This is a genomic window from Lentzea sp. NPDC004789, from assembly GCF_053601075.1.
Map to the genome: position 1 here is coordinate 64471 of NZ_JBSGBE010000004.1, position 15544 is coordinate 80014.

General features: G+C 67.9%; 17 protein-coding genes. 11 read left to right on the top strand and 6 right to left on the bottom strand.

All coding sequences use genetic code 11. The features are described 5' to 3' along the window. The first annotated feature begins 10 nt into the window (after positions 1-10). Complete coding sequence (lpdA, locus tag ACWEIJ_RS10655) at positions 11-1396, top strand: dihydrolipoyl dehydrogenase (protein ID WP_449836922.1); 1386 nt, start codon at positions 11-13, stop codon at positions 1394-1396. An 18-nt stretch (positions 1397-1414) separates the two neighbouring features. Then, positions 1415-2281, top strand: coding sequence for a peptide chain release factor N(5)-glutamine methyltransferase (prmC, locus tag ACWEIJ_RS10660; protein WP_449837330.1), 867 nt, complete (start codon positions 1415-1417; stop codon positions 2279-2281). 10 nt (positions 2282-2291) lie between these two features. Here the strand turns inward: prmC and ACWEIJ_RS10665 are convergent, their stop codons facing one another. Beyond that, positions 2292-2615: a hypothetical protein gene (locus ACWEIJ_RS10665; protein ID WP_449836923.1), complete on the bottom strand. Its 324-nt coding sequence runs from the start codon at positions 2613-2615 to the stop codon at positions 2292-2294. After that, positions 2612-4318 (bottom strand): hypothetical protein, encoded by a 1707-nt coding sequence (locus tag ACWEIJ_RS10670; RefSeq protein ID WP_449836924.1) that lies wholly within the window; start codon positions 4316-4318, stop codon positions 2612-2614. Before ACWEIJ_RS10670 ends, ACWEIJ_RS10665 begins: the two co-directional genes overlap by 4 nt. Before the next feature lie 191 nt (positions 4319-4509). Here ACWEIJ_RS10670 and ACWEIJ_RS10675 point away from each other — a divergent pair, with 191 nt between their 5' ends. Next, a complete protein-coding gene (locus ACWEIJ_RS10675) occupies positions 4510-5466 on the top strand; it encodes a TIR domain-containing protein (RefSeq protein WP_449836925.1) in 957 nt (318 codons plus the stop codon). Positions 5467-5585: 119 nt separating this feature from the next. Here the strand turns inward: ACWEIJ_RS10675 and ACWEIJ_RS10680 are convergent, their stop codons facing one another. The 4 genes from ACWEIJ_RS10680 to ACWEIJ_RS10695 are packed head-to-tail and all read right to left on the bottom strand — an operon-like array spanning position 5586 to position 8375. Further along, positions 5586-6332, bottom strand: a complete 747-nt coding sequence (locus tag ACWEIJ_RS10680; protein ID WP_449836926.1) for an ESX secretion-associated protein EspG — start codon at positions 6330-6332, stop codon at positions 5586-5588. After that, a complete protein-coding gene (locus ACWEIJ_RS10685) occupies positions 6329-7552 on the bottom strand; it encodes a hypothetical protein (protein ID WP_449836927.1) in 1224 nt (407 codons plus the stop codon). Before ACWEIJ_RS10685 ends, ACWEIJ_RS10680 begins: the two co-directional genes overlap by 4 nt. Positions 7553-7572: 20 nt before the next feature. Next, the gene (locus tag ACWEIJ_RS10690) at positions 7573-8103 is read right to left on the bottom strand and encodes a DUF3558 domain-containing protein (RefSeq protein WP_449836928.1); all 531 of its coding nucleotides are present in this window, start codon (positions 8101-8103) and stop codon (positions 7573-7575) included. Then, on the bottom strand, positions 8100-8375 hold the full coding sequence (locus tag ACWEIJ_RS10695) for a hypothetical protein (protein WP_449836929.1): 276 nt from the start codon (positions 8373-8375) through the stop codon (positions 8100-8102). The genes ACWEIJ_RS10690 and ACWEIJ_RS10695 overlap by 4 nt, the downstream gene beginning before the upstream one ends. A 401-nt stretch (positions 8376-8776) precedes the next feature. Between ACWEIJ_RS10695 and ACWEIJ_RS10700 the strand changes: the two genes are divergently transcribed. The 8 genes from ACWEIJ_RS10700 (at position 8777) to atpA (ending at position 15539) form a co-directional block, all read left to right on the top strand. Beyond that, positions 8777-9427 carry an L-threonylcarbamoyladenylate synthase gene (locus ACWEIJ_RS10700; protein ID WP_449836930.1) on the top strand — a complete coding sequence of 217 codons (651 nt, stop codon included), beginning with the start codon at positions 8777-8779 and terminating at the stop codon, positions 9425-9427. An 80-nt stretch (positions 9428-9507) separates the two neighbouring features. Beyond that, the gene (locus ACWEIJ_RS10705; RefSeq protein ID WP_355436670.1) at positions 9508-10647 is read left to right on the top strand and encodes a glycosyltransferase family 4 protein; all 1140 of its coding nucleotides are present in this window, start codon (positions 9508-9510) and stop codon (positions 10645-10647) included. An 88-nt stretch (positions 10648-10735) separates the two neighbouring features. Next, on the top strand, positions 10736-11182 hold the full coding sequence (locus ACWEIJ_RS10710; RefSeq protein ID WP_449836931.1) for a hypothetical protein: 447 nt from the start codon (positions 10736-10738) through the stop codon (positions 11180-11182). A gap of 150 nt (positions 11183-11332) precedes the next feature. Then, a complete protein-coding gene (gene atpB, locus ACWEIJ_RS10715) occupies positions 11333-12112 on the top strand; it encodes a F0F1 ATP synthase subunit A (protein WP_449836932.1) in 780 nt (259 codons plus the stop codon). A 76-nt stretch (positions 12113-12188) separates the two neighbouring features. Then, positions 12189-12431: an ATP F0F1 synthase subunit C gene (locus ACWEIJ_RS10720; protein ID WP_449837331.1), complete on the top strand. Its 243-nt coding sequence runs from the start codon at positions 12189-12191 to the stop codon at positions 12429-12431. Positions 12432-12475: 44 nt separating this feature from the next. After that, positions 12476-13009 carry a F0F1 ATP synthase subunit B gene (locus ACWEIJ_RS10725; protein WP_449837332.1) on the top strand — a complete coding sequence of 178 codons (534 nt, stop codon included), beginning with the start codon at positions 12476-12478 and terminating at the stop codon, positions 13007-13009. A gap of 3 nt (positions 13010-13012) precedes the next feature. Then, positions 13013-13846, top strand: coding sequence for a F0F1 ATP synthase subunit delta (locus tag ACWEIJ_RS10730; protein WP_449837333.1), 834 nt, complete (start codon positions 13013-13015; stop codon positions 13844-13846). Positions 13847-13892: 46 nt separating this feature from the next. After that, positions 13893-15539, top strand: a complete 1647-nt coding sequence (atpA, locus tag ACWEIJ_RS10735; protein WP_449836933.1) for a F0F1 ATP synthase subunit alpha — start codon at positions 13893-13895, stop codon at positions 15537-15539. The last annotated feature ends 5 nt before the right edge of the window (positions 15540-15544 follow it).

Genomic DNA, 15544 nt, shown 5'->3' on the forward strand with positions numbered 1-15544 from the left:
GTGTGTGCTTATGAGCGCACACTTTGATGTCGTCGTCGTGGGTGCGGGTCCCGGCGGGTACGTCGCCGCGATCCGGGCGGCTCAGCTGGGGCTGAAGACCGCCATCGTCGAGGAGAAGTACTGGGGCGGCGTCTGCCTGAACGTCGGCTGCATCCCGTCGAAGGCTCTCCTGCGCAACGCCGAGCTCGCGCACATCTTCACGCACGAGCAGAAGACGTTCGGCATCAAGGTCGACGGCACCGTCAGCTTCGACTACAGCGCGGCGTGGCAGCGCAGCCGCAAGGTCGCGGACGGGCGCGTCAAGGGCGTGCACTTCCTCATGAAGAAGAACGGCATCACCGAGTACAACGGGTGGGCCAACTTCACCGACGACCACACGCTGACCGTCGGGGACGAGACGATCACCTTCGGCCACGCGATCCTCGCCGTGGGTGCCACGACCAGGATGCTGCCGAACACGCAGAAGTCCGACCGCGTCGTGACCTACGAAGAGCAGATCATGACCGAGGACCTGCCCGAGTCGATCATCATCGCCGGTGCGGGCGCGATCGGTGTCGAGTTCGCGTACGTGATGCACAACTACGGCGTGAAGGTCACCATCGTCGAGTTCCTCGACCGGATGGTGCCGCTCGAGGACGCCGAGGTGTCCGCGGAGCTGCTCAAGCGCTACAAGAAGATGGGTGTCGACGTGCGCGTCGGCACCCGCGTCGAGTCGATCGACGAGTCGGGCCCCAAGGTCCGCGTCACGGTGACGAAGAACGGCGCGACCGAGGTCCTCGAAGCCGACAAGGTCATGCAGGCCATCGGTTTCGTGCCGCGCGTCGAGGGCTACGGCCTGGAGAACACCGGCGTGAAGCTGACCGACCGCGGTGCCATCGACATCGACGGTCGCGGGCGCACGTCCGTGCCGCACATCTTCGCCATCGGTGACGTCACGGCGAAGCTGATGCTCGCGCACACCGCCGAGTCGATGGGCATCATCGCCGCGGAGACCATCGCGGGCGCCGAGACGATGGAGCTCGACTACGTGATGATCCCGCGGGCGACGTTCTGCCAGCCGCAGATCGCGTCGTTCGGCTACACCGAGGAGCAGGCCCGCGAGAAGGGCTTCGACGTCCAGGTCGCGAAGTTCCCGTTCACCGCGAACGGCAAGGCGCACGGTCTCGCCGAGCCCGGCGGGTTCGTGAAGCTGATCAGCGACGCCAAGCACGGCGAGCTGCTCGGCGGCCACATCATCGGGCCGGAGGCCACCGAGCTGCTGCCCGAGCTCACGCTGGCGCAGCAGTGGGACCTCACCGTTCACGAGGTCGCGCGCAACGTCCACGCGCACCCGACGCTGTCGGAGGCCGTCAAGGAAGCGGTGCACGGCCTGGCCGGGCACATGATCAACTTCTGAGATACCTTTTCGCTGATGATGAACCGGCAGCCGCTGCGCCTCGCGATCTCCGAGGCGGCCAAGATCCTCGCCGAGGCGGGCGTGGACAGTCCCCGCGTCGACGCGGAGTACCTGGCCGCGCACGTGCTCGGGGTGGAACGCGGGCGGCTGCCGCTCATCCCGCTGGTCGATCCGCCGGTGATCGACCAGCTGCACCGGCTCGTCCGCACGCGGGCGTCGCGCATTCCGTTGCAGCACATCCTCGGCTGGGCGCCGATGGGCGCCATCGAGGTCGAGGTCGGGCCGGGGGTGTTCGTGCCGCGGCCGGAGACCGAGCTGCTGATGGAGTGGGGCCTCAAGGCCCTGGTCGGTGTTTCCGCGCCCGTGGTCGTGGATCTGTGCACGGGCACCGGGGCGTTGGCGCTGTCGATCGCTCATGCTCGTCCCGATGCGGTGGTGCACGCGGTCGAGATCGATCCGCAAGCGCTTGCGTGGACGCGGCGGAACGCGGACGCGCGGATCGCGCTGGGGGACACCCCGATCCGGCTGCACTCCGGTGACGCCACTGATCCCTCACTGCTGTCCGATCTGGACGGTCTGGTGGATCTCGTGGTGTGCAATCCGCCTTACGTGCCAGAGGGAACTCCCGTGCAGCCCGAGGTCGGCGTGCACGATCCGCACCACGCGGTGTTCTCCGGCGCGGACGGGCTGGACGTGATCCGGCACGTCGTCTCCGCCGCCGCGCGGTGGCTGAAGCCGGGTGGCGCGGTCGGGATCGAGCACGACGACACGCAGGGCGAGTCCGTGCCGGCGTTGCTCTCGGCGCGCCGGGTGCTCACGGACGTCGCCGACCACGCCGATCTGGCGGGACGGCCCCGGTTCGCGACCGCCCGCAAGGTCTCCTAGCACGACGTTCCTAGAACAGGGCGTCGAAGGCCTTCGCCAGTTCCTTCATCTGCTCGCCGAGGCCGCGGTCGGCCAGCTTCTCCATCAGGTGTTCGGTGACGTCCTTGCTGGGCTTGGGTTTGCGCGCCTCGACGCGCAGGTCGTCGAGCGCTTCGATGGTCGCCGTCGGTGCCTTGGCGGCGTTGAGGTCCTCGCGCAGTTCGTCGAGGAGCCGCAGCACGGCCGCGACGTCCTTGATGTGTCCGATGTGGACGTCTCCGGCTCTGGCGCGTCCACTGGTGCCGAGATTGCTGCCGATCACCGGCCCCTTGATCTCGAACTTCCGCTCGTTCATGATTTTTCCCCGGTGGTGCTGATCTTCGCGGTGCCCGTGCGGGCCTTGCCGGCCGTGGCGATGTTGCTGGAGATCACCGGGCCGGTGATGTGCACGTTGTTGTTCGTCACCTGCATGGCCTGCTCCATGAACTCGGTGACCGAGATGCCCTTGTCCTGCAGGAACTCGCCCGTCGTGCGCAGCAGCCGGGCCTCCAGGACCTTGACGTAGCGCTCCACGTCGGTGAGCTGGAAGTAGTTGTCGACCTGCTGCTCGCCGGCGAGCTCGCGCAGACTGATGTTCGCGCCGTACCTCGCCGCGACGAGCGTGCCCTCGGCTTGGTGGATCGGGTTCATCCACCCCACCGCCGTCGCGACCCGCCGCGGCAGCGTGGCGGGGAACCTGAGCAGGTCGACCAGCGCATCGCTGAACGGGCGCATCGACTGCTCGGGCAGCACGTCGATCTCGCGGTACCGCGCCTGGATCGGGTGCAGGATGCAGGGCGTCCACTCGACGTAGAGCATCTCCTCGTCGAGCCCGAACGTCAGGTACGCGGACACGACCACGTCGCGGTCCCACGTCTCGACCTCGAACGAGCGGAAGTACCGCATCCACTCCATCGGCCTGGCGATCAGTTCGTCCACAACGGACTTGCCGACACTGCCTCGCGGCGAGTGGTCCTTGTCCGGCAGGACGATCCGCGCCTCCGCGTCGTCGACGTGGTCGACCAGCTCGATCGAGGAGATGACGACGCGGTCGCCCGTCCTGAGGTCGCGCAACCGGTGGCCGGGGGACAGCGACGGCGACCGGCCGGTCTTGACCAGCTCGTTCGTGACGTGCTCGTACAGCTCTGGCAGGGTGAACCCCGGCAGTGCCGTCCTTTCCCGGGCATCCTTTCCGGCGGCGGGCTTGAGCGGCAGTGCCATCGACCACGGTTCGAACATCGTGCCGGACCCCACGAACGGGCGATAACCGTGGTAGACGATCACCTCTGCCTGATCGGGGTCGTCAGTCACGTCGTCGTCGACCGGATACCGCGCGAGCGCTTCGGCGTAGTTCGACTGCCCAAGCCGCCGGACCGTCCACTCGTTGCGCCACAGCTCTTCCGCCGGCCTGCTGGTGCGGAAGTGGGCGCGGCGGAAGCTCTTCGTCACGAGCCGCCACGTGATGTCCCGGTCCGCCAGCAGCACCGCGAAGATCAGCACGATCGCGATGATCGTGATCGCGAGCCCGCCGTCGCCGCTCTCCTGCTCGTACTCGTCCGAGTACCTGCTGCCGCTCTCGGAGAGCATCGTGGTGATCTTGTAGAACACGAGCAACAGCGCGAGCATCCCGACCGCCGTGCCCAGCGCGAGCGGCCCGCGCTCGTGCGGCGAGCCCCGCCGCACGCGCCGCCCGAGCCCGATCCGCGCCTCGGCCACGACCCCGGCGGACACGGCGACCAGCAGCCACGACCCGAGCAGCCACCCGCTCCCGGCGAACAGCACCACGACCGCCAGCACCACCAGCACGCTGTCGCGCACCTTGCGCCGCGTCCGTGCCGCCACCGCCTCCCGCAACACCGCGCCGGCGTTGACGCCGGGGGACCGAGGCACGGACCGAGTGGCCTCCACGAGGTACTCGCGAATGGCGGCGTCCGCGAACTCCTCGTCGCGGTGTGCGGCTCCGCAGAGGAAGCGGGTCGTGTCGTCGCGCAACGCCGGAGAATCGCTTCCCTTCGTCACCGCAGGAGTTGACATTGTCCTGTCCACTTTCTGTCATTGAATTCAAGCACCGGTCGTTCGTGCTGGTCAGGGACGTGATAGGACAGTTGGGGGCCTATATTTTTCGCTGTTGCTGGCACAATAGTCGGTCAAGGTCGAAATGAGTCGAAGGTGGACGAATTGCACATTGTCAATGCGCCGAACGAGGGCAGATGACGTCCTTCCCGGACGCTCCGCCGATCCGCTGCTTCCTGAGCTACGCCCGCCAGGACGACGTGGTGATGGACTTCGTGGGCCCCTTCAAGGACGCCCTGCGCCACTACGCCTACGCCGACCGCGGTCGCGAGCTGGAGATCTTCCTGGACCGCGAGGCCATCGGGTGGGGTGATCTCGCCCAGCCCGTGATCAGGGCCTCGGTGCGCAGCGCCACCGTCCTGCTGCCCGTCCTGACCCGCCGCTACTTCGACCGCCCGTACTGCCGCGAAGAGCTGTTCCTCTTCTACAACCAGGCTCTCGTCGACGGCGTCCGCGGCCTGCTGCTGCCGGTCGTCCTGCTCGGCGGCGACCACCTGACCGAGGACAACCCGGACCTCGCCGTGCAGATCGTGCAGGAACGCCAGTACCGCAGTGTTCGCGAGGCCTGGTTGGAGGGCACGGCCTCGCCGGTGTGGCGCCGCACGATGCTGGCACTGGCCGGCGAGCTGGTGGACCGCGTCGAGGCAGCCGAACAGGCTCTGCTGAGCGGTGCGCCGGTGCTGGACGTCGACGTCTCCGCCGAGCTGGACCGGTTCTCGCGGGACGTCCAGGCCGTGATCGCCTCGACCTCGGCCGTCGTCGCGCAGTTCCGGGAGCTCGTGGGCGTCGACTGGCCGGCTCTGGGACCCGCTGCTGCCCGCCTGCGCGACGCCGGCCGGACGTTCGAACGCAGGGCCTTCGAGGCGGACCGCGTGCTGAGGGCGGCCGGCGCGTCGTTCCAGGCGGCGTTCGTGTCCGAGCTGGGCGAGCTGATTCCCGGCGTCGAGGCGCTGCTGGCGAGCACGCACCGGCTGGAGGCGACCGACGTGCCCGTCCGCCGCATGATGACGGTGTTCCGCGAGGGGCTCACCGCGCTGCGCAGCGGCCTGCGGGTGGTGGAGTCCTGGACGGACTTGCCAAATCCTGGCCAATAATCTGACGTTTTGTCGCGTTGAGGCCGAACGGTCGTATGTTCTCTCGTCGGGGAGGGCACGCGGTCACGCGCTTTGAGGAACCGCCGCCTCGCGCGTGACCGCGTGTGTGCCTGCGCGGGTCAGCGCTCAACCGTCATCGCCAGCACCTGACCGAGGTGCCGCGCCAAACCCGTGTTGTCCGCGGGGCTGATGGTGTACCAGCCGGCGCGGGTCTGGACGTTGGCGTACCGGCCCCGGTTCGTGTCGATCCAGGTGATCGGCGGGAAGTCCCGCTTGGCCCGGCCTTGCCCGAGCTGGACGAGGAAGTGGCCGTTGCCGATCGCGGGCCCCGTGAGCATCTGCTTGGCGAGCCGGACGTCGTCGTTCTCCGTCGTGCGCACCGTCTGCCGGAACCCTTCCTGCTGACGGCTTTCGAAAGCCTCGCCGGGCACCGTGACGAGCCTGCCCGGCCCGGGCCGGCCCGGAGGCATGGCGTTGGCGAGACTGGTCGCGATCTCGTTGGGCTGCACCAGCTTGAGCGTGACACCGGCGTCGTCCTGGGTCACCAGCACCGCGTAGCCACCACGAGCCACCACGCTGGCGCGCACGAACCTCTGCTGGTTCATGTCCGGCACGCACAGGGCGGCAACCCGAAGTTCGGGCCGCGCCAACAGGTTCAGCGCGTCCTCGAGATCGGGCTCGGGCCTGCCGCGCCGCGCGAGCCCCCTGCGTTCGAGATCCTGATGCACCGAGGCCTTGACGCGCGCACGCTCGTCGAGCGTGTCGCCGTGCTGGTCGACGTCGAAGGGGTAGGGCACACTCCCCGCCCGCAGGTCCTCCCAGAGAACCTCGAACGCGGGCAGGGAGAGCTGAGCGATCAGCCTCATCCGCCGATCACCGGCGGCGCGACCATGCGATCGTCGTCGAAGAACTCGTCCGTGGGCACGAGGTAGTTCGACTTGTGCTCCTTGTCCTCCTCGCCACCACCCTTGCCGGCACCGGCGCCACCACCGGCCCCCGTGCCACCGGCCCCGGCCGCTCCCGCACGTCCCGCCGCCCCGGCTGCGTTGGGCCCGCTGCCGGTGACTCCGGCGCCACCGCCGGGGTTGGACGGCCCGAAGCTGCCCGCGCCGCGCCCGGCCGCACCGGGTCCGCCCAGGCCGCCGGCACCCGTGCCACGACCACCGCCGGGCCCGCCCAATCCCGTGCCGCGACCACCGCCGGCGCCTCCCGGCCGCATGCCGGGCGCGCCGCCGGGGCCGCCACCAGGAGGCCTCATGCCGGGCGGAAGCATGCCGGGAGGCGTGATCGGCGGCCGGTTCTGTCCGCCAGGCAGGTTGTTCGGGTTGTTGCCGGGGTTCTGCAGCGACGGGTTGTTCGCCTGCGGCGCCACCCACGACGCGTTGGTCGTGCCGTTGCTGTTCGAGCCCGGTGGCATGCCCGTGTTGTTGCTGCTGCTGAACCGCTGGTTGGAGTTGACGCTGTTCAGGCTCTGCGAGTGCGTGGTGCTGCTCGGCTGCGTGACGCCCTGGTCCTGCGTGACCTGCGGAGTGGCGTCCATGGCGGGCATGGACTGCGCCGCGGACATCATCGTGGCGTCACGCGTCTGCATCACCTGGACGGCCTGCTGCTTGGCCTCCTGCTTCTCGTTGTACGTCGAGAACATCTCGTAGGCCCCGCCGATCATGGCCGGCGGAGCGATGACGGCGGCGCTCGCCCACTTCCCGGCGATCTTCAACGGGTTGTAGTCGACCGGCTCGGGCATGCTCCGGTTCGCCTGCACCGCCGCGTCGCGCTGCACCGCGATGGCGCCTGCGGTGGCGTGGAACGCGGTTCCGGTGTCGTCCGCGAACTTGCCGACCTTGCCCAGCGCCTGCCGAACCCCCTCGGCAGCCGTGCCGTTCCACCCGGCCTGCGAGTCGTTGACGATCTTATTGAAGTCGTTCGCCAACTCCTTGAACTTGGTGCCGAACTGCGTCCACGCGTCGATCACGGTCGTCGCGGCGTTCGGGTCGTAGTTCTGGTTGACCAGGTCCTTCATGTGCTCGTGTTGCTGCGCCGGGTAGTTCTCCGTCGACGGCTGCACGGTGGGCTTGACGGGCGCCATGAGTTCCCCCTCGGGCGTTGTTACGGCAGCTTCGCCGCGATCTTTTCGGCGGCTTTGGAGGCACGGTCGCAGGCCGTCGCGGTGTCGGTGGACGAGAGATCCATGTTCGACTGGACCGAGACGGATGAACTCTCAGTGACCGCGATCAACACGGAACAGGCGGCCTTGTCGCCGTCCGGCGCCTCGACCTTGGTGGCCGTGAACTTGCCGACCTTGATCTCGGAGATCTTGTCGCCCTTGAAGTTGAGTTCCTTGACGCCGCTCTTGGCGCGAACGCTGGCGCTGAGCCCGCCGTTGCCGCTGGCCCGCCAGTCGCAGCCCTTCGCGGTGCCGATGTCCGCGGTCTCGCCGGGGTAGCTGAGGCCGACCGACTTCGCGTCGGCCTCGGTGAGCAGATCGCACGGCTTGATCGAGGCCAGGCCGCTCTGGGCTTCGGACGAACTTGTCGGAGTGCCGCCGGTCGGATCTGGTTTAGCGTCCCCCTTGGTGCCGGTGCAACCGACGGTGAGAGCGACGAGACCGATTGCGGCTGCGATGAGAGTGCGCTTCATGACTTCCCGTCGAGGTTCTTGAGCGAGTCGGCGTGAGCCTGGTCGACTCCCTTGTAGGAGGCGCGGCTCTTTTCGAGCTGGGTCTTCAAGGCGTTGATCTCCCGAGCGATGTCGGTGAGCTGTCGCCTGGTCACTTCTTCCCCGAACTGCGCGTTGTGGGTGCTGATCACCCTGGCGTAGCCGTCGCCGAGCTTGGTGTCCTGGCTGAGCTCGCGCGACCTTCTCGAGATCGCGGCCAGCTCGTCCTGCATCTCGCCCAACTTCTTGATCATGCTGTCGACAGTCGCCGGGTCGACGGAGAACGTTCCGGACCCGGTTGCCGCGGCTACCGCCCTGCTGGCTGCCGCGATGTCCGCGGCGCCAGTGCCCAGCACAGCCTGCACGTGCTTGTTCGGCAGAAGGCTGGCGCGCTTCCCCCACGACGTTGCTTCCTCGGACACAGGAGCTCGACCCTCCCCGATTGCGCTCTGTGGTCGACTCATGACCATACAGTGGTGCGTCCGTTCGGGGGATGCGTTGAACTACTCAACCCTGTTTGGGCTGAAACTTCACCTGCCCAGGAGCGCTTCGAACGCGCAGAGTGGCAACGCGGCACGGACGAGAGCGACGGGACGCTGAGTGATTAGGCGGGCCTTGCGTCACCCGGTCGAGGCGGCTGGCTAGGCTCACCGAGGTGAGCACGGTCTACGACTGCAGCGAACCGAGCAACCGCGCGGCGGGTCTCGCCGCCGCGGCCGGTGCGGTGCGGAGCGGGCGACTTGTCGTCCTGCCCACCGACACCGTTTACGGGATCGGCTGCGATGCGTTCGACGCTGAAGCGGTCCGGAGTCTTCTCGACGCCAAGGGGCGTGGGCCTGACATGCCCGTGCCCGTGCTGGTCGGGTCCTGGACGACGATCGACGGACTGGTCCTCAGCGTGCCGCGGCAGGCGCGGGCGCTCATCGAGGCGTTCTGGCCCGGTGGGCTCAGCATCGTGTTGCCGCACGCGCCCAGCCTTGCCTGGGATCTGGGGCAGACGCGCGGCACGGTCATGTTGCGCATGCCGTTGCACCCGGTGGCGCTTGAGCTGTTGCGCGATGTCGGGCCGATGGCGGTGTCCAGCGCCAACAAGACCGGGCACGCGCCGGCCGCCAGTGCGCAGGAGGCGCGTGATCAGCTCGGGGACGCGGTGCCCGTGTACCTCGACGGTGGGCTGAGCGGGGAGAACGTCGCCTCCACCATCGTCGACCTCACCGGGCCGGAGGCGCTCATCCTGCGTGAGGGTGCGGTGAGCGGGGAAGCGGTCAACGAGGTGCTCGGTGTCGAGGTCGAAGTAGCGCGCTGAGCCGCTGCTGCCAGAATTGATCATGTCGCCGCGGGTACCGTGGCGAGCACCCCGAACACTCCCGATTGATTGGTAGGCCCGTGGGGCCCGCATCCTCGTTCGTCCTTCCCGTGCGCGAGTACCTGCTCGTCGCGTTGATCGCTGCCGTCGTGACGTTCCTGCTCGTCGGGCTGGTGCGCGCGCTGGCGTTCCGTGTCGGGGCGGTCGCCTACCCGCGGCAGCGTGACGTGCACGTGCAACCGATGCCGCGCATGGGTGGTGTTGCCATCTACGGCGGCGTGTTGTGCGGCATGTTCGTGGCGCACCAGTTGCCGGTGCTGCGGGCGGCGTTCGACTTCTCCAACGACCCGTGGGGAGTCATCGTCGCGGGCGGCGTCATCGTGCTCGTGGGTGCGATCGACGACAGGTTCGAGCTCGACTCGCTCACCAAGCTCGCCGGGCAGGTGACGGCGGCGGGCATCCTGGTGTTGTTCGGTCTGCAGTGGATGATCGCGTGGGTGCCGTGGGACGGCGGCGCGACCATCAGCCTCGACCAGAACCAGGGTGCGCTGCTGACGGTGCTGCTCGCGGTCACGATGATCAACGCGATGAACTTCGTCGACGGCCTCGACGGGCTGGCCGCCGGGATCGGGCTCATCGCCGCCGCGGCCACGTGCGCGTTCTCGATCGGTCTGCTCATCGAACGGCAGGGTGCGGTCGAGGCCTACCCGCCCGCGCTGATCGCCGCCGCGCTCGCCGGTGCGTGCCTGGGGTTCCTGCCGCACAACTTCAACCCCGCGCGCATCTTCATGGGCGACTCGGGTTCCATGCTCATCGGCCTCATGCTCGCCGCCGCCACGACGAGCGCGTCCGGCAAGTTCAACCAGGCCACCGGCAGCGCCGTGGACCTGCTCGGTCTGCTGTCGCCGCTGATCGTCGTCGCCGCCGTGCTGTTCGTGCCGGTGCTCGACCTGCTGATGGCGATCATCCGCCGCACTCGCCGCGGCGAGAGCCCGTTCTCGCCGGACAAGATGCACCTGCACCACCGGTTGCTGGAGATCGGGCACTCGCAGCGGCGCGCGGTGCTGCTCATCTACCTGTGGGCCGGGGTGCTGGCGTTCGGCGCGGTGGCGCTCACGCTGTTCGACCCGGTCATCGTGGCCACGTGCTTCGTGATCGGGCTGATCGTGACGTTCGTGGTCTCGGTCATCCCCAGGCTCCGGGACACCCGCAAGCCGTAAACGGCGTTCATCTTGTTTGGCCCCGCTTAACCGCCGTTAACCGGGGCTGCTTGCGGCACGCCAAATGGGACTTCCTACACTTCGAGACATGAGCGACGCGGACAAGGCCGTCACGCACGAGCTGACGATCCAGCGGCTCGCCGGTGAAATGTTCCGCGCGGCCGCCTGGGCCGCGCTCGGCACGTTTGCCGCCGGCGTCGTCGTGTCAACCGTGATCTGGGGGACCAATGGTCTCAACGGATCATTGATCGGTGGTGCGATCGCCATCGCGTCGAGCCTCGCGACGCTGTTGTTGATGCGCAAGACCGCGGCGCTCGATCCCATGTTCGTGATGGTCGCCGCACTCGGCGGATTCATGGGCAAGCTGATCGTCCTGCTGGCTGCGGTGATCTTGTTGCGCAACCAGTCGTGGCTTGAACCCAAGGCACTGGGAATCACCCTGGTGGCGACCGTGCTCGTGACGTCTTTCCTGGAGGCGAGAGCCTCCAAGCGCAGCCGTAGTCAGATGGTGGTGCCCGCCTCGGAAGGCGCCTGAGACCTGCTGATATGGTCCGCGCAGACCAGGGACACCCGATAGCAGGGGTGCCTCTGGTAGTCGCTTGCGAACCGTAAGGTACGTTAAGTCCAGATCGTGACGATTCCCCCGGCGGAGTGAACGCCGGCCGGGAGAACCGGAAGGAACACAGTGACCACGATGGTGCTGGCTGAGGGTGACAAGTTCGTCGCCCCCGGAGTTGCGGACTTCTTCCTCCCGCCGATCTTCGGCTCGGTCACCAAGCCGATGGTCCTGCTGGTGCTGTCGATCTTGATCATCGGCGCCTTCTTCATCGCGGCGACCCGCAACCTGAAGCTCATCCCCGGCAAGTTCCAGTTCGCCGCCGAGTCGCTTTACGACTTCGGGCGCAACAACATCGCCAGGGAGCAGATCGGCGCGAAGGACTTCAAGCCGTTCATCCCGCTGGTCCTCACGATCTTCTGCTTCGTCCTGGTGAACAACCTGTTCGGGCTCATCCCGCTCGTCCAGTTCCCGACGATGTCGCACATCGGTTTCCCGCTCGCCGTTTCGTTGCTCGTCGTTTACCCGGTGTACCACTTCGTCGGGTTCAAGCGGCACGGCTTCGTGGGTTACTTGAAGCACCAGACGGTTCCGCCGGGCGCGCCGTGGTTCGTGCTCCCGCTGCTGATCCCGATCGAGTTCTTCCAGAAGTTCGTCCTGAACCCGCTCACGCTCGCGATCCGAGTTTTCGCGGCCATGTTCGCGGGTCACCTGTTGCTGCTGGTGTTCACCCTGGCTGGTGAGTTCCTGCTGCTCAACGGCGGTCTGACCGTCATCGTGGCGCCGGTGTCCTTCGCCTTCGCCCTCGCGCTGACCTTCCTGGAGGCACTGATCATGTGCCTGCAGGCCTACATCTTCGCGCTGCTGTCTGCCAGCTACATCGGCATGGCGCTGGCAGAAGAGCACTGAGTAACAGCACAAAGCCTCCGATCCGCGAACACTCGCGGACCGAGTTGGAAAGGGAACAGCAACAGTGAGCGCTCTCATGATCGCCCAGGAAGCCTCCAACGGGAACATCAACCAGGGCCTCGCGGCCATTGGTTACGGCCTCGCGGCCATCGGCCCCGGCATCGGCGTGGGTCTGATCTTCTCCTCGGTCATCAGCGGCACCGCCCGTCAGCCCGAGGCCCGCGGCGTCCTGCTCGGTCTTGCGTGGACCACCTTCGCCATCGTCGAGGTCCTCGCGCTGATCGGCTTCGTCGTGTACTTCATCGCGACCGCCGGCTGACCTAACCCTTCTACGAGTTAGGAGACGTCGTGTACGACATCCTGATCCTGGCCGCGGAGGAGAAGCACAACCCGGTCGTTCCGCAGCTCGCTGAGGTGATCCTCGGTCTGGTTGCGTTCCTGCTTCTCTTCTTCGTCATCAAGAAGTTCGTGTCGCCGAGGTTCGAAGCGCTGTACGCGGAGCGGACGGCCAAGATCGAGGGTGGCATCGAGAAGGCGGAGCAGGCCCAGGCCGAGGCTCAGCGCACGCTCGAGCAGTACAAGGAGCAGCTGGCCGAGGCGCGTGCCGAGGCCGCTCGCATCCGCGACGACGCGCGGGCCGAGGGCCTGCAGATCATCGAGGAACTGCGTGAGCAGGCGCAGGCCGAGTCCGCGCGCATCGTCGCGCAGGGCCAGCACCAGCTGGACGCGCAGCGCGCCCAGATCGTCGCCGAGCTGCGTGCCGACCTCGGCCGCACCGCCGTCGAGCTGGCGAGCAAGGTCGTGGGCGAGTCCCTCGAGGACGAGGCCCGCCGCCGCGGCACCGTCGACCGCTTCCTCAACGAGCTGGACGCCGTCGCGGCGCCGGCCAACAAGTAGAGGCTGCCGATGACGTTGCATGCCGCAAGTCGTGAAGCTCTGGCAGCCGCGGAACTGCGGCTGCTGGAGCTGGCCGACGCCACCACGTCCACGGACGACCTCGCCAGGCTGGGCGAGGAGCTCTTCGCCGTGCTCGGCCTGCTGATCGAGCAGCCGGCGCTGCGTCGCGCGCTCGCGGACGCCTCGTCGGAGCCCGCGGGTCGCGAGCAGCTCGTCCGCGGCCTGTTCGCGGGCAAGGTGAGCGAGGAGACCCTGCAGGTCCTGGTCGCCGTCGTGACCGCGCGCTGGTCCAGCCCGCGCGAGCTCGTCGACGGCGTCGAGTCGCTCGCCCGCACCGCGCTGCTGGTGCGTGCCGAGCGCGACGGCCAGCTCGACTCGACGGAGGACGAGCTGTTCCGGCTCGGCCGCATCGTCGCCGGCTCGCACGAGCTGGAGCTCCTGCTCGCCGACCCGGCCGGGTCCGTGGACGGCAAGGTCGCGCTGGTCGACTCCCTGATCGAGGGAAAGGTCAGCCCGGTCACCAAGACGCTGGTGGACCAGCTGGTTCGCCACCCGCGTGGGATGCGCGTCGCGGACGGGCTCTCCGAGCTCGCCGACCTGGCGGCCAAGCGCCGTCAGCGTTCCGTCGCGCACGTCCGGTCCGCGGTGGAGCTGACCGCGGAGCAGATCGACCGCTTGACCGCGACGCTGACCACGATCTACTCGCGCCCGATCGCGCTGCACGTCGAGGTCGACCCGGCCCTGGCCGGCGGCCTCACGATCAAGATCGGCGACGAGATCATCGACGGAAGCATCGCCGGCCGGTTGGCGGCACTGCGCCGCAATCTCGCCAGCTAGCCCCCGAGCCCTTTCCCAAGAACGAAGAAGTGAGAGCAGGAACGACATGGCGGAGCTGACGATCTCGTCGGACGAGATCCGCAGTGCGATCGAGAAGTACGTCTCGAGCTACTCCCCGGAGGTCAGCCGGGAAGAGGTTGGTGTCGTCTCCGAGACCTACGACGGCATCGCCATCGTCGAGGGCCTTCCGGGCACGATGACCAACGAGCTGCTCGAGTTCCCCGGTGGCGTCCTCGGCGTCGCCCTGAACCTCGAGGTCCGCGAGATCGGTGCGGTCATCCTCGGTGACTTCGACAAGATCGAAGAGGGCCAGGAGGTCCGCCGGACGGGCAAGGTCCTGTCCGTGCCGGTCGGCGACGGCTTCCTCGGCCGCGTCGTCAACCCGCTGGGCCAGCCGATCGACGGTCTCGGCGACATCGTCGCGGACGACAACCGCGCCCTGGAGCTGCAGGCCGCCACCGTGCTTCAGCGTCAGCCGGTGTCCGAGCCGATGCAGACCGGCATCAAGGCCATCGACGCGATGACCCCGATCGGTCGCGGTCAGCGTCAGCTGATCATCGGTGACCGCAAGACCGGCAAGACCGCGGTCTGCATCGACACGATCATCAACCAGAAGAAGGCCTGGGAGTCGGGCGACCCCAAGCAGCAGGTCCGCTGCGTCTACGTCGCCATCGGCCAGAAGGGCTCCACCATCGCGGGCGTCAAGGCCGCGCTGGAGGAGGCGGGCGCGCTCGAGTACACGACGATCGTCGCCGCCCCGGCTTCCGACTCCGCCGGCTTCAAGTGGCTGGCGCCGTACACCGGCTCCGCCATCGGCCAGCACTGGATGTACCAGGGCAAGCACGTCCTGATCATCTTCGACGACCTGACCAAGCAGGCCGAGGCGTACCGCGCGATCTCCCTGCTGCTGCGCCGCCCGCCGGGCCGCGAGGCGTACCCCGGCGACGTCTTCTACTTGCACTCGCGTCTCCTCGAGCGTTGCGCGAAGCTGTCGGACGAGATGGGCGGCGGCTCGATGACGGGTCTCCCGATCATCGAGACCAAGGCGAACGACGTGTCGGCGTACATCCCGACCAACGTCATCTCGATCACCGACGGTCAGTGCTTCCTCGAGTCCGACCTGTTCAACGCCGGTGTCCGCCCGGCCGTCAACGTGGGTATCTCCGTCTCCCGCGTCGGTGGTGCCGCGCAGATCAAGGCGATGAAGGCGGTCGCGGGCTCGCTGCGTCTCGACCTGTCGCAGTTCCGCGAGCTGGAGGCCTTCTCCGCGTTCGCGTCCGACCTCGACGCCGCCTCGCGCGCCCAGCTGGACCGCGGTGCCCGTCTGGTCGAGCTGCTCAAGCAGGGTCAGTACTCCCCGGTGCCCGTCGAGGAGCAGGTCGTCGAGATCTTCGCCGCGACCAAGGGCCACCTGGACGACGTCCCCGTCGGCGACATCCGCCGGTTCGTCGCCGAGTTCAAGGACTCGCTGCGCCGCAACCACGCGGACGTCCTCGGTGGCATCGTCGAGACCAAGGTCTTCTCCGACGACGCCCAGTCCCGCGTGGTCGCCGCCATCGCCGAGTTCAAGAAGCAGTTCACCGCTTCGGACGGCACGACGATCGTGAACGAGGCGCCCGAGAAGGCGATGGACGCGGACAAGGTCGCGCAGGAGTCGGTGAAGCTGCACAAGCCCGAGCCGACCAAGAAGTGATCTGA